This window comes from Micromonospora sp. USAFONa4 (genome assembly GCF_057197825.1).
In genome coordinates, this window is the sequence record NZ_CM170072.1 from 1,978,513 (window position 1) to 1,991,698 (window position 13,186).

Here is a 13,186-nt window from a genome sequence, read left to right on the forward strand (position 1 = left end):
GTCATCGACGCCTCCCTCGGCTGATCGTGAGGCCGACCGCGCCGGCCAGCAGCGCCACGGTCCCGGCGGCCACCGCCCCGAGCAGGCGGTGCTGCCGGCGGACCCGGCGACGCACCTCGGCGTACGGGGTGGTCGAGAAGGACACCAGCTCGTAGCGGGAGACGTACCGGCCCGGCAGCACCCGCTCCAGCGCGTGCTCGACCTTCCGGCCGGCCTGGAACAGCGGCGAGGCGACCTTGTCCCGCATCTCCACGAAGTTCGCCAGCGCCATCTGCGCGATGGCCTCGGCGTTGGCCTGCCGGCGCTGCTGGAAGAGCGGCAGCGCCTCGGACCAGTCGTCGGCGCACTCGTCCAGGCAGCGGTCCAGCTCGACGACGTCCTCGAAGGCGCAGTTCGCGCCCTGGCCGTAGAACGGGACGATGGCGTGCGCCGCGTCGCCGAGCAGGCCGACCCTCCCGTACGCCTGCCAGGGGGTGCAGCGGACGGTGCCGAGCACGCCCACGGGGTTGTGCTGGTAGTCGTCGACGAGGCCCGGGGCGAGCGGCGGCAGGTCCGGGTAGTGCTCGGCGAAGTGCCGCTCGATGGCCGCCGGGCTGCCCAGCGAGGCGAAGCTGGCGGTGCCGTGGGTGGGCCAGAAGAGCGTGCAGGTGAACGAGCGGTCCGGGTTCGGCAGCGCGATCATCATCGAGGTGCCGCGCGGCCAGATGTGCAGCGCCTCCGGGTCGAGGGCGAAGTCCCCGCCCAGCGGCGGGATCGTCAGCTCCTTGTAGCCGTAGTCGAGGAAGTCCACGCTCTCGGTCAGCAGCCCGTACGCCAGCAACTGCCCGCGCACCGCGGAGCCGGCGCCGTCGGCGCCGAGGACGACCGACGCGGTGGCCGCGACCGTGCCCTGCGGGGTCTCGAAGGTCATCTCGCCGCTGGTCGGGTCGAGCCCGACGAGCCGGTGGTCGAAGGCGACCCGCACCCCGGGCAGGCTGGTGGCCGCGTCGAGCAGGGCGTTGTTCAGCCCGCCCCGGCTGATCGAGTTGATCGCCCGGTCGCCGGCGGCGCTGTACGACTGGAACTGCGCCTCGCCGTCGACGGGGTGGATCATCCGGCCGCGCATCGGCAGCCCGTCGGCCAGCACCTGCTCGTCGAGGCTGATCCGGCGCAGCGCGTCGAGGCCCCGCTCGGAGAGCGCCAGGTTGATGGAGCGTCCCCGCTCCACCGTGCCGGTGCGCGGGTCGGGCCGCCGCTCGTAGAGCGCCACCGGGTAGCCGCGCCGGGCCAGGAAGCAGGCCAGCAGGCAGCCGGCGAGGCCCGCGCCGACGACCGCGATCTCGTCTCGTTCCTTCGTCATCGGTTCACCTCCGCCACGGTGGCGGCCAGCGCGTCGGCGACCCGCCAGCAGTCGTGGAACGTGGAATAGAGCGGCACCGGGGCGAACCGGATGATGTCCGGCTCCCGCGCGTCGGCGATCACGCCGTGCTCGTGCCGCAGCCGCTTGGCCAGCCCGGCCGCGCTGCCCGCGCCGATGCGCACCGAGAGCTGGCAGCCGCGCCGCTCCGGCTCGCGCGGGGTGACCACGGTCAGCGGACGGTTCGCGGTCACCTCGTCCAGCAGCTGACCCAGGTAGCCGGTGAGCCGGACGCTGCGCTCGCGCAGCGCGGGCATCCCGACGGAGTCGAAGAGCTCCAGCGAGGTACGCACCGGGCCCATCGCGAAGATCGGCGGGTTGGAGATCTGCCACGCCTCGACGGTGGCCGGCGGCCGGGAGACCGGGGTCATCTCGAACCGGGTGGCCGCCTCGGTGCTCCACCAGCCCTCGAAGCGGGGCAGGTCAGGGGCGCCGAGGTGCCGCTCGTGCACGAAGACGCCGGCCAGCGCGCCGGGGCCGGAGTTCAGGTACTTGTAGGAGCACCAGGCGGCGAAGTCGACGTCCCAGTCGTGCAGGGCTAGCGGGACGTTACCGGCGGCGTGCGCCAGGTCCCAGCCGACCACGGCCCCCGCCGCGCGGCCGGCGGCGGTGATGGCCGGGATGTCCATCAGCTCCCCGGTGAGGTAGTTGACCCCGCCGAGCAGCACCAGCGCCACCGTGTCGCCCTCGGCGGCCAGGTAGGCGGTCACGTCCTCGGTGCGCAGGGTGTCCTCGCCGGCGCGCGGGCGCAGCCGGACGACCGTGGTGTCCGGGTCGAGGCCGTGGAAGCGGGCCTGGCTGCGCACGGCGTAGCTGTCCGAGGGGAAGGTGCTGTCCTCGATGACGATCCGCGTGCGCGCCCCGACCGGCCGGTAGAAGCTGACCATCAGCAGGTGCAGGTTGACCGTCAGGGAGTTCATCACCACGACCTCCGCCGGGGCGGCGCCGACCAGTCGCGCGGCCGGCGCCGTCAGCAGCTCGTGGTACGGCAGCCAGGGGCGCTCGCCCTCCAGGTGTCCCTCGACGCCGAGGCGGCTCCACGCGTCCAGGTCGGCGGTGAGCTCGTCGCGGGTGGCCCGGGGTTGCAGGCCGAGGGAGTTGCCGGCCAGGTAGGCGGCCTCGGGGTACCGGCCGCCGTCGGCCGACGGCACATGGAACAGGTGGCGGTGCCCGGGATCGGCGGCGTCGAGGCGACGCGCCTCGGCCTCACCGGCGGCGAAACCGGACGGATCGGATGCGGGGGTGGTCATGGGGTCGTCTCGCTCTCGGGTCACATCGCTGTCCGGGCCGACCACAGCTCGGGGAAGACCACCCGGGCCATGCTCCGCTGCAACCACGCCAGTCCGGCGGAGCCGCCGCTGCCCACCTTGGCGCCCATTGTGCGCTGCACCGCCTTGACGTGGTGCTGCCGCCAGTCGCCGAACTGCTCGGCCACCTCGGTCAGCGCCTCGCCCAGCATCCGCAGGTGGTTCTCCGGCCCGGGCTCGGCGTAGATCCGCACCCAGGCGGCCTCCACGGCGGCGTGCGGCTGGTGCTCGGCGTTGACGTCCCGGTCGAGCAGATCGGCCGGCAGGTCGTGGCCGTGGCGGGCCAGCAGGGCGACCACGTCGTCCCAGAGGCTCGGCGCTGCCAGGGTGGCGCGCAGCTCGGCGTAGACGTCGGTCTGCCGCCGGAACGGCCGGATCAGCGTCTCGTCGCGGAGGCCGAGCAGGAACTCCAGGTGGCGGTACATCGCCGACTGGAAACCGGAGCCCTCGCCCAGCAGGTTGCGGAACCGGTTGAAGTCGGCCGGGGTCATCCAGCGCAGCCCGTTCCAGGCCGCGTTCAGCCCCTCCAGGTGCAGCGCGGCGCGGCGCAGCGGGGCCAGCGCGTCCCACACCCGGTCGGCCCGCAGCAGTCGCTGCGTCTCGCGCAGCTCGTGGCAGGTCAGCTTGAAGTACAGCTCCATGATCTGGCTGACCATCAGGAAGGACATCTCGCCGGGGTCGTCGCTCAGCGGCTGCTGCAGCTGATGCAGCGTGCTGGCGTGCACGTACGCGTCGTACGGCACCCGCTCGGCGAACTCCAGCGTCGGTTCGCCGCCGTTGCGGGCGGCGCGGGCCGCGCGCTGCCGCGGGGTCACCGGGCGCACCGCCGCCTTGGCGGGTACGCGCACGTCCGTCTGCTCCACCCGTGGCCTCCCTCTGCTCCGTCACCCGGGACGGCCGACGGTCGGCCGTTTTCGGGATGTCGACATGATCTCTCGGCGGAACCCCCGGATGGAATGCCGGATCAACGGCGCTCACCCCGTCTGACCTGCGACGCAGAAGGCATGAGCCGGATTCGGCTTCGAGAAAGTAAGGTCGCCTCATGGACGACATGGACTGGGCGCTGCTGAAGGAACTGCAGGCCGACGCACGTCTCTCCTTCAGCGAACTCTCCCGACGGGTGCACCTGTCGCCGCCGGCCGTCGCCGAGCGGGTGCGCCGGCTGGAGGAGTCCGGGGTGATCACCGGCTACCACGCCCACGTCGACCTGACCCGGGCCGGCCGCACCGTGGTCGCGTTGATCCGGATGTCCTGTTACGGGGCGCGGTGCATCCTGCACGACCCGGACGTGGCGGGCTGGCCCGAGATCCTGGAGATCCACCGGATCACCGGCGACGCGTGCAGCATGCTCAAGGTGGCCGCCGGGTCGATCGGCGACTTCGAAGGCGTCATCGACCGGCTCGCCCCGTACGGCCAGCCGTCCAGCACGATGGTGCTCTCCACCCCGCTGGAATGGCAGCCCGTCACCCCGCTGCCCCCCGCCGACCGGCAGCGCTGACCCGCCCCGGGTTTGCCCCCCGGCCAGCGGGAAAGCAGGCCCCTGTTGCCCGGGGAGGATTCCGGTGATCGTCACCGGAAGGGGGGATCATGCCGGTGCTCACAGCGTTCCAACGTGCCCTGACCCGCGCTCTGACCGTCTTGGGGCTGGTCGGGGCCTTCGTCCTGACGACTCTCGCACCCGCCTGGGCGGGTGAGAACACCTTCGTCGAGGTGGTGCCCAACAGCGCGCAGGCCGGCACCCGGGTCAGCATCCGGGCCGGTTGCGACAACGCCAACAACCGCCAGGCCGACGTGCACTCCGACGCCTTCGGGCGGGTGATGCTGCGGCCGGACAACGGCTTCCTGACCGGCCAGGTGACCATCCCGGGCAGCAAGGAGCCCGGCGACTACCCGGTGGACCTGCGGTGCGACAACGGCAAGACCGCGACCACCACGCTCACGGTGCTGAACATGGAGCAGCCGAGCAAGGGCCCGGCCACCGGGGGTGGCGGCACCGCCGGCGCCTCGGGCACCGGCTCGATGCTGATGATCGGTGGCCTCGCGGTCGTGGCCCTGGCCGTGGGCTTCGGCTTCTTCGGCAACCGCCGCCGGACCGGGTCCGGTTCCTGACCCGCCGTCGCCATGGCCGGCTCCCTGAGGCGTACCAGGCGATCGGATCCGGGCCGGGTCCGGGCGACCACCCGGCGGGCGCTGCGGGCGTCCCGCCGGGCGGCGGCCGCGGCCGCCCGGCGGCTGCGCCGGGTGGCCGGGGAGGCGGGGTCGGCGAGCGTCGCCACGACCGACCCGGCCGCCGGTCCGCTGCCCGCCCGGCCCCGGTACCGCCGGATCCCGGCCGGCCGCCGGCTGGCCCCGGGGCGGGGGCCGGGCCTGCCGGTGCTGGTGATCGGGACGTTGATGGCGCTGATCGTCACGATGCTCGGCGTGGAGCGGATCGCCGGCGTGAGCGTGCTGCCGGAGCGGTTCCTCGCGGGGCTGCGGCCCGCGCCGAAGAAGTTCCCGGTGCTGCCCGCCAGCCGGCCCGTCGGCATCGCCATCGACCCGATCGACGTCCGGGCGCCCGTGCACGGGGTCGGCATCGCCCCGGACGGCAGCATCGCGGTGCCGGACGCCGCCCGCGCCCAGGAGGCCGGCTGGTACGACCAGGGCCCGACCCCCGGGCAGTACGGCCCGGCGGTGATCGTCGGGCACGTCGACACGACCAGCGGTCCGGCGGTCTTCCACAAGCTGCGGGACCTGGACGACGGCGACCGGATCGAGGTCGCCCGGCAGGACCGCTCGGTGGCCGTCTTCGAGGTGGACTCCGTCGAGCGCTTCGACAAGGACCGGCTGCCTGTCGACGAGGTCTTCGGCGACTTCGACCGTCCCCGACTGCGTCTGATCACCTGCGGCGGGCGCTGGGTGGGCGGGGAGACCGGTTACGCCGACAACGTGGTGGTCTTCGCGTCCCTGGTCCGCGCGCGCACGACGTGACCGGCCCCGCCCGCGCGCCGCGTGCGGGCGCGGGCGACGGGTCAGGCGGCCTCGGGTTCCCGGCTGAGGCGGCCTTCGGGCTCGCGCAGGTCGAGCCAGTCGGACCAGCGGGGATCCGGTGCCCGGTGGCCGAGCACCCGCCAGGCGGTGCCCTTCGGGGCCGCTGGCAGCGCGTGCAGCCGCCAGCCCAGCTCGGCCGGCGTCTTGTCGCCCTTGGTGTGGTTGCACCGGGCGCAGGCCGCGACGACGTTCTCCCAGGCGTGCCGGCCGCCCCGGCTGCGCGGGAAGACGTGGTCGATGGTCTCGGCGGGCCCCCGGCAGTAGGCGCACCGCCAGCCGTCCCGGGCGAAGATGGCGCGGCGGGAGAGCCCGACGTGGGTGCGGTAGGGCACGCGTACGAAGCGGGTGAGGCGGACGACCGACGGCACCGGCAGCGCGTCGCGGGCGCTGTGCAGGATGCCGTCGCCGTCGGCGACGCAGACCGCCTTGGCGGAGAGCACGAGAATGGCGGCGCGGCGCACCGACACGACACACAGCGGCTCGTAGGTGGCGTTGAGGACCAGCGCACCGGAGCCCACCGTGGGTCGTATGTCAGGCATCGCGTTCACCCTCCCGGTTCAGCGGCCCCATGCTCGCCACCGCCGACCGGAAACGGGCGCAGTCGCCCACCACGGCCGACGCCGGCCGGATCACCGACGTCCGTGCGCCCATCGTCCCTGATCGGCTCCCGGATTGCACGCACTAATGTGACAAGCCAAGTGGACATCACCCGGAAACGGGCAGATCTGCCCTCTGAGCAGGGCGGAACCCCTCAGCACCTCTCGACGTTTTACACCCGTTTTCGATCTCAGTTGTGCCGGATCCGTGCCCGATGATCTTGCGTTCGCATCGACCTTCGTAAACTTGATCAAGCTAACTTAAGATCACTACAGTGCCCAGCGTGAAGCGGGAAGCCCTCTCGAAGCGTTGGCCCTGGGTTTTTCCTGTCTGTCGTTGTCTTGGCGGGCTCAGGTGCGCTGGCCGTTCCTGCGGCTTGGGCGGCGAGAGTCCAGGTTGAGGCGGAACAGGGTGAGCGCGCTCCTGATGCTGCGGTGGCGGTCTACCTGCTGCGGCTGAGTAGCGGGGATGACGGCGGGCTGCGTCGAGTGCTTGCCGCCGATCGCCGTGACGAGCTGGTGCGTCAGTGGCGCGCTTACCGGGCGCAGATGTCAGGGTCCGCCATGCCGCCCAACAAGCTGGAATCGGGTCCGTTGCAGGTCGACCACGTCCGCGACGGCGTCGCCCTGGTGGTCACCGAGGTCTACGCGGTCTGGTGGCTCGACCAGGTGTCACAGACGGGCAGTCGGCATCCGCGGCGCTTTGAGGTCCGAGAAGATCGGGGCGGTTGGCGGGTCTGGTCGGTTGAGGCTCCGGCTTGGTGTGGCGACTACATCCGGCCAGACCGCTGCTGACGACTGACGTGCCGTCACCGCCTCGCGGACGTTGTTCTACTGCTCGTCGGTGCGCTGGGTCGGTCGGTTCTCGGCGATCCACGCCATCACCGCATCCCGCTCCCAGATTCGCCCGGTTGCCAAGGTGTCCAGCGGTGCTGGGAACCCGGGTCGAGCCACGATCTCCGATGCACGCTGCCGGCTGACGCCACCCAACATCTGTTGGATCTCTGACATGCCCGCGAGCCGCATAGCCAGACCGTACGGACTTGCCGGTTAGCAACTCCGTCAAGTCGACGGGGTTGACGCCTGTTAGGTGACGGTCGGCGCTGTGCCAGTGGTGGAGGACTCGAACCCGCCACCGGCACGGCGAACGCCCTGCCCGGCCGGTGACCTCCGAACCCGCCGGGCAGGGCAACCTTCGAGCAGGAAGGGGTCTTCATGCCTGCCGAACAACAGGGCAACACGTGGGCCAGGCCGCGATCTTGCCCGCCCAAGTCTGGTGATGAGCTGTGGATCGACCGGGAAGCCTCGGTGCAGTTCGTGGGGAAGCGGTTCGTGTTCCGGGTGATCTCGGTGTGCCCGAAGCCGACCTATCCGGGCTGGGTGTGGCTGACGGGCTATCAGCTCGATGAGCGGGGCAACGCCGTCGACAAGCGGGAAATCTTCGTCCGGCTGACTGGCCTGCGCTCTGCCCGTCGATCTGATGGGCGCCTGGGGTCGGAGTCGGCTTTCGCGTCACGGTCCGGCACCCGGCGGACACCGCCACAGCGGCGCTCTTGACCTGAACCGCGACCGGCAGCGAAGCCGGCTCCTGGCCGATCGCCTCGACCCCGGCGGCTGCCCACCCCCTTCCAGGCGATGGTTTTGACCTGACCTGGATTGGGTCGTGGCTGGCACGGGGGGTCGTCTGCTCGGCACCGCGGGCGCCGCCCCCATGCTTGGGGCTTACCGGTCCTGCCCTGCGGGTCATTCTCGGCGCTGAGACCCCGGCGGTGGCCTGTCCTGACGCCGGAGTACACGAGGGTTAGCCTGGTCGGCCGGGGAGCTGCACTGCGGCTGTCAAGGGCTCTCCTGATAGCCGTGCGCCGGGGCGTGACCGGCCGCCAGGCCGCACGCGCGCCCCGGCGCGAACACGGCGGCGGGCCGCAGGCCCGCCCTTGACCAAGTAAAGAAAGTCTGAACACACTACGCTCCGGCCATAGTGTCCCGCCATAGGTCAAGTCGCTGGCGACCAGCTCATAGAATTGCTTCATGTCGACGTATGGATGGATAGTCCTCGCGATCGCTACCGTCGTTGCCCTGGCCTCAACGGCGTGGCTCCGGCGCTCTCGGCGTGGCAGACCGCGCACCAGGGAACAGCAGCGCCGAGACGCGGGGCGGGCTGTGCGGTCAATACGCAGGAATTCACTCCGCCCGAACCGGGACATCTTCCAGCGGGGCCACGGTGTGCCGGATCGGCACTCTCACGCCATCTTTGAGAACGGCGCCTTGGGTGATGGGGCCGGCGGTGCTGGAGGCGGCGGGGACTAACAAGGGCGAAAGGTTGCACTCCTCCCAACCTCAGGCGGTGAGGTTCTGGGAATGGAAGCCGGCGCACGATGCATGGACGTTGCTCGTGAGGAGCTTCACGTTCTTCAGCAATTGCGATACTCCGTGGAGCATTTCGGCGGCTTTTATCTCGCGACGCCGAAAAGCGGATCAGCGGGGACGGTCGACCTAGACGCCATTGTTGCGGAGGAGATGGAAGCGCACATCAGAGAGGTCGGGCCGGTTGAATTCGAGATTCCGGCATTGAAGCCGATGAACACGATCACGATGACTTGATCAATTCGACCCCGGCGGGTGCGACCTCCCGCGCACATCGTCGGCCGCGCTGGGCGTCGATCGGCCCGCCGGTCCGTCAGACCCGGGCCAGGGAGGAGAGCAGTGCCGCGGTCTCCCCGGGTCGGACCAGCACCGCGGCGTGGCTGATGTCGAGGGACCACACGTCGAACGGGTTGTCGGGGGTGAGCGCGTCGGCGTCGGCGATGAACCGGTCCTGGAGCGCGATCGGCATCGACCGGTCGGCGGTGAGCCGCAGGTAGGTGCGGGGGACGCGGCCCCAGGTCTGCGGGTCGGCCCGCTCCTCGCCGGCATCCAGGCTCTCGTCCGGCTCCAGGGTGTTCAGGTAGCCGTGGAACTCGTCGTCGGTGCCGTCGGCCAGGACCGCCTCGCGGAGGGTGGCGAGCAGCGCGGGGTCGGCGGTACGCCAGTTGAACCGCAGCGCGCCGAGTTCCATCGGGTTCGCGGCGAGCAGGCCGCCGACGCCGTTCAGGGCGCTCGACGCGTTCTCCGCCGAGGCCTGGTAGCCGGCCGGGGTGTCGGCGGCGCAGCACCACGCCGAGATGTAGACCAGCCGGTCCAGCAGCTCCGGGGCGGCGTTGGCGACCCCGGTCAGGGTGAGCCCGCCCCGGCTGTGCCCGACCAGGATGACCGGTCCGTGCTCGCGTACCCGCCGCACGACGTCCAGGACGTGCGCCACGTTGTCGGCGTGGCCGATGCCGGCCATCGCGCTCGGCGCGGTCGCCAGGGCGGCGAGGTCCTGCGGGGCCTGGTACGCCGCCGGGAACGTCGCGCCGAAGCCGTGCCCGGGCAGGTCGACGGCCAGCGAGCGGTGCCCGCGCAGGGCCAGCTCCCGCTGCATGGGCGCCCAGGTGAACGAGTTGCTGCCGGCACCGGGCACGAAGACGAAGGTGGAAGCTGTCATTTGATCATGATAGGTGCGCCGTCACCTCGTACTTCGAGGGCGCGACCTGACCGGTGCGACCGCGCCCGGGCGGCACGCGCCATCCGGGGGCCGGGTCACGACGCGGAGGGTCGGGGGGTCGGGGCCGCGCCGGGTGCGGTACGAAGACAGCGTGACCGCTGCCAGCCTGACGCCGCCCGCCCTGCCCGCCGTCGAGGCGCCGGACCCGGCTCCGTCGCCGACCTGCCTGGACGACGCCCTGTGCAAGAGCGTCTACGACATGACCGGCTCGGTGTGGTTCGCCGAGGGCAGCTACTGGATCCTGCTCAAGCCGCTGCGGATCGTGATGATCCTGCTGCTGGCGGTCGCCGCCCGGTGGCTGGTGCACCGCACGATCCGCCGACTGGTGCGCACCACCACCGACGCGGGCGTGCCGACCATGCTGCGTCCGCTGCGCGAGCGGATCCCCACCGCCGCCGTCGAGCCCGGCGAGTTCGTTCCCGAGCGGCGCCGGCAGCGGGCCGAGGCGATCGGTTCGGTGCTGCGCAGCCTGAGCACCGCGTTCATCTTCGGCATCGCGCTGCTGATGGTCCTCAAGGAGTTCAGCTTCGACCTGGCCCCGCTGCTGGCCAGCGCCGGCATCGCGGGCGTGGCCCTCGGCTTCGGCGCGCAGAGCCTGGTCAAGGACCTGATCGCCGGCCTGTTCATGCTGATCGAGGACCAGTACGGCGTCGGCGACACCGTGGACCTCGGCGAGGCGACCGGCGTGGTGGAGTCGGTCGGGCTGCGGGTCACCACCGTCCGCGACGGGCGGGGCGTGCTCTGGTACATCCGCAACGGCGAGATCGTCCGGGTGGGCAACAAGAGCCAGGGATGGGCCCTGGTGGTGGTCGACCTGCCGATCGGCTTCGCCGGCACGGAGGAGGCCACTGCCGTGCTGCGTACCGCCGCCGCCTCGGTGGCGATCGACCCCGACCTGGCGCCGGAGATCGTCGAGGCGCCGGAGGTGCTGGGCGTCGAGCAGATGACCGTCGACGGCGCGGTGATCCGTACGGTGGTCAAGACGACCGCAGACGGGCAGTTCGCCGTCGGCCGGGAGCTGCGTCGCCGGCTCGCCGAGGCGCTGGAGAACTCCGGCATCACCGCGAAGATCGCCGCCGCCCGGTTCTACCCCGGCATGCCGGTCTCCACCCCCGGCGAGACCGGGCAGGGCGGCGCCACCTGAGGCTTCCAGAACGCCGGGCGGCGGGGGTCGCGAGCCGGGTGGCCCCTCGGGTATCGTCCGTTCGTTCAGTCGGAGATGCGACGATCAACCCCTTCGCCCTAGCCACTCGTCGGACGATCGGGCAAAATCCGGTGCAACGCGCTCCCCCGGAGCGTGATCACGTCCTCGCTGATCCGTGGATCTGACGACGGTTCCCGGGCCGTCCATCACGAGTGGCCTGCTCAGGGGAACGATGGAGGCGACGGTGCCTGACGAGCGACCATCCCCGGAAGGGCCGGCAACCTTCCGCGAGGTGTTCGCCAACCGCGAATACGGCGCCGTCTTCACGGCCAGCGCGCTCTCCTGGATCGGCGACTACATCGCCAAGGCCGCGGTCACCCTGCTGGTCTACGAGGAGACCCGGTCCGTCGCGCTCTCGGCCGCCGCCTTCGCGGTGAGCTACCTGCCCTGGCTGGTCGGCGGCCCCCTGCTCGCCACCCTCGCGGAGCGGCACCGCTACCGGCAGGTCATGGTGATCTGCGACCTCGTCCGGATGGTGCTGATGGTGTGCATCGCCATCCCCGGCGTGCCCGTCCCGATGGTCCTGGCCCTGCTCTTCGCCACCACGCTGGCCAACCCACCGAGCCAGGCCGCCAAGTCGGCGCTGATCCCCCTGGTCCTCACCGGGGACCGCCTGGTGGTCGGGCTCTCGATGATCAGCAGCGTCGGGCAGGCCGCCCAGGTCGTCGGCTACCTGGCGGGCGCGGCCATCGCCGCCTTCAACCCGACCACCGCGCTCCTGGTCAACGCGGCGACGTTCGCCCTGTCGGCCGCGCTGGTCCGCTTCGGCGTGGCCGACCGGCCGACGGCGATGACCGCCGCGCACCGCAGCCACCTGCTGCGGGAGACCGCGCAGGGCTTCCAGATCGTGTTCGGCACCCCGGTGCTGCGGGCCATCGCCGTGCTGGTCTTCGCCGCCATGCTCTTCTCCGTGGTGCCGGAGGGCCTCGCCGCCGCCTGGGCGAGCGAGCACGCCGGCCAGCTGGACGCCGGTGCCGCGCAGGCGATCATCATGGCGGCGAACCCCGTCGGCTTCATCCTCGGCGGCCTCGTCGTCAGCCGGGCGTTCGGGCCGGACCGCCGGCTGAGCCTGATGCGGCCGTTGGCGGTGCTCTCCCCACTGGCCCTGGTGCCCGCCCTGCTCGATCCGCCGCCCCTGGTGGTGGCGCTGCTCGCTGCGGCCTGCGGGTTCGCCGTCGCCGGCATGCTGCCGGTGGCCAACGGGCTCTTCGTCCGGGCGCTGCCCGACGGCTTCCGGGCCCGCGCCTTCGGCGTGATGGCGACCGGCGTCCAGGTCATCCAGGGCATGGCCGTCCTGGTCACCGGGTTGCTGGCCGAGCGATACTCCATCCCGCTCGTGGTCGGGGTGTGGAGCGCCGTCGGGGTGCTGCTGATGACGCTCGCCGCCCTGCGCTGGCCGAGCCGGTCGACGATCGACGCGGCGATCGAGGCGGCCCAGCAGGCGGGCGGAGCGGCCCCCCGGCAGGCAGCCGGTCCCGCCGCCCCGGGGCGGCCCGCGGAGGAGCGGTCCGGCGGGCCGGCGGCCCGTTGGGAAGTCGCCCCGGCGAGGCGGGACGGCGGCGGCACGCGGTGACCCGGCCCACAGCCGGCACCCCCCGCTCGCCCGACGTGGCACCTGGCAGGATGGAACGGTGAATGCCGCAGGTGAGTCCGACCGTCCCGGTGCGTCGATGACCCTCTTCGAAGCGGTCGGCGGCGAGCCCACATTCCGCAAGCTGGTGGACGAGTTCTACGCCGGGGTCGCCGACGACCCGCTGCTGCGCCCCATGTATCCGGAGGAGGACCTGGGCCCGGCCGCGGACCGGTTGACCCTGTTCCTCATGCAGTACTGGGGCGGTCCCAACACGTACTCGGCGCAACGGGGGCACCCGCGGCTGCGGATGCGCCACGCGCCCTACCGGATCGGCGCCGCCGAGCGGGACGCATGGCTGCTGCACATGCGCCGCGCCGTGGACCGGCTCGACCTGCCGCCGGAGATCGCCACCGCACTGTGGGACTACCTGGAGCGGGCCGCCTACTTCATGGTCAACGCGATGGAGGACCCGGCGGGGCCGGCCTGACCGGGTCGCC

General features: G+C 72.0%; 14 protein-coding genes and 1 pseudogene. 9 read left to right on the plus strand and 6 right to left on the minus strand.

What is annotated here, in order from left to right:
• Position 1: 1 nt before the first annotated feature.
• From AC0OO9_RS08175 to AC0OO9_RS08185, 3 genes are read right to left on the minus strand one after another with little or no spacing between them, the layout of a single operon-like run.
• Complete coding sequence (locus AC0OO9_RS08175; RefSeq protein ID WP_484516696.1) at positions 2 to 1,339, minus strand: FAD-dependent oxidoreductase; 1,338 nt, start codon at positions 1,337 to 1,339, stop codon at positions 2 to 4.
• Positions 1,336 to 2,646, minus strand: coding sequence for a kynureninase (gene kynU / locus AC0OO9_RS08180; RefSeq protein ID WP_484516697.1), 1,311 nt, complete (start codon positions 2,644 to 2,646; stop codon positions 1,336 to 1,338). Before kynU ends, AC0OO9_RS08175 begins: the two co-directional genes overlap by 4 nt.
• Before the next feature lie 20 nt (positions 2,647 to 2,666).
• Positions 2,667 to 3,566 carry a tryptophan 2,3-dioxygenase gene (locus AC0OO9_RS08185; RefSeq protein WP_484516699.1) on the minus strand — a complete coding sequence of 300 codons (900 nt, stop codon included), beginning with the start codon at positions 3,564 to 3,566 and terminating at the stop codon, positions 2,667 to 2,669.
• Positions 3,567 to 3,745: 179 nt separating this feature from the next.
• On the opposite strand from AC0OO9_RS08185, the gene AC0OO9_RS08190 reads away from it, so the two are divergent.
• From AC0OO9_RS08190 to AC0OO9_RS08200, 3 genes are all read left to right on the plus strand, one after another.
• Positions 3,746 to 4,201: an Lrp/AsnC family transcriptional regulator gene (locus AC0OO9_RS08190; protein WP_132239317.1), complete on the plus strand. Its 456-nt coding sequence runs from the start codon at positions 3,746 to 3,748 to the stop codon at positions 4,199 to 4,201.
• 89 nt (positions 4,202 to 4,290) lie between these two features.
• The gene (locus AC0OO9_RS08195; protein ID WP_132239319.1) at positions 4,291 to 4,812 is read left to right on the plus strand and encodes a hypothetical protein; all 522 of its coding nucleotides are present in this window, start codon (positions 4,291 to 4,293) and stop codon (positions 4,810 to 4,812) included.
• Positions 4,813 to 4,824: 12 nt separating this feature from the next.
• Positions 4,825 to 5,673 carry a class F sortase gene (locus tag AC0OO9_RS08200; RefSeq protein ID WP_484516700.1) on the plus strand — a complete coding sequence of 283 codons (849 nt, stop codon included), beginning with the start codon at positions 4,825 to 4,827 and terminating at the stop codon, positions 5,671 to 5,673.
• Between the two features lie 41 nt (positions 5,674 to 5,714).
• On the opposite strand, the gene AC0OO9_RS08205 is transcribed toward AC0OO9_RS08200, so the two are convergent.
• On the minus strand, positions 5,715 to 6,272 hold the full coding sequence (locus tag AC0OO9_RS08205) for an HNH endonuclease (protein WP_132239323.1): 558 nt from the start codon (positions 6,270 to 6,272) through the stop codon (positions 5,715 to 5,717).
• A 492-nt stretch (positions 6,273 to 6,764) separates the two neighbouring features.
• Between AC0OO9_RS08205 and AC0OO9_RS08210 the strand changes: the two genes are divergently transcribed.
• Complete coding sequence (locus AC0OO9_RS08210; protein WP_484516702.1) at positions 6,765 to 7,124, plus strand: hypothetical protein; 360 nt, start codon at positions 6,765 to 6,767, stop codon at positions 7,122 to 7,124.
• Between the two features lie 36 nt (positions 7,125 to 7,160).
• Here AC0OO9_RS08210 and AC0OO9_RS08215 read toward each other — a convergent pair whose 3' ends face one another.
• Positions 7,161 to 7,355, minus strand: coding sequence for a hypothetical protein (locus AC0OO9_RS08215; protein WP_484516703.1), 195 nt, complete (start codon positions 7,353 to 7,355; stop codon positions 7,161 to 7,163).
• A 189-nt stretch (positions 7,356 to 7,544) separates the two neighbouring features.
• Between AC0OO9_RS08215 and AC0OO9_RS08220 the strand changes: the two are divergent.
• Positions 7,545 to 7,826, plus strand: a pseudogene (locus tag AC0OO9_RS08220) (hypothetical protein); the annotation flags it as partial.
• Between the two features lie 861 nt (positions 7,827 to 8,687).
• On the plus strand, positions 8,688 to 8,930 hold the full coding sequence (locus tag AC0OO9_RS08225; protein WP_484516705.1) for a hypothetical protein: 243 nt from the start codon (positions 8,688 to 8,690) through the stop codon (positions 8,928 to 8,930).
• Between the two features lie 76 nt (positions 8,931 to 9,006).
• Here the strand turns inward: AC0OO9_RS08225 and AC0OO9_RS08230 are convergent, their stop codons facing one another.
• The gene (locus AC0OO9_RS08230) at positions 9,007 to 9,852 is read right to left on the minus strand and encodes an alpha/beta hydrolase (RefSeq protein WP_484516707.1); all 846 of its coding nucleotides are present in this window, start codon (positions 9,850 to 9,852) and stop codon (positions 9,007 to 9,009) included.
• Positions 9,853 to 10,003: 151 nt separating this feature from the next.
• Between AC0OO9_RS08230 and AC0OO9_RS08235 the strand changes: the two genes are divergently transcribed.
• From AC0OO9_RS08235 to AC0OO9_RS08245, 3 genes are all read left to right on the plus strand, one after another.
• Positions 10,004 to 11,056, plus strand: coding sequence for a mechanosensitive ion channel family protein (locus tag AC0OO9_RS08235; RefSeq protein ID WP_484516709.1), 1,053 nt, complete (start codon positions 10,004 to 10,006; stop codon positions 11,054 to 11,056).
• A gap of 232 nt (positions 11,057 to 11,288) precedes the next feature.
• Entirely contained in the window at positions 11,289 to 12,689 is a 1,401-nt protein-coding gene (locus AC0OO9_RS08240; RefSeq protein ID WP_484516710.1) for an MFS transporter, read from the plus strand.
• Positions 12,690 to 12,786: 97 nt separating this feature from the next.
• Positions 12,787 to 13,176, plus strand: coding sequence for a globin (locus tag AC0OO9_RS08245; protein ID WP_192581484.1), 390 nt, complete (start codon positions 12,787 to 12,789; stop codon positions 13,174 to 13,176).
• The last annotated feature ends 10 nt before the right edge of the window (positions 13,177 to 13,186 follow it).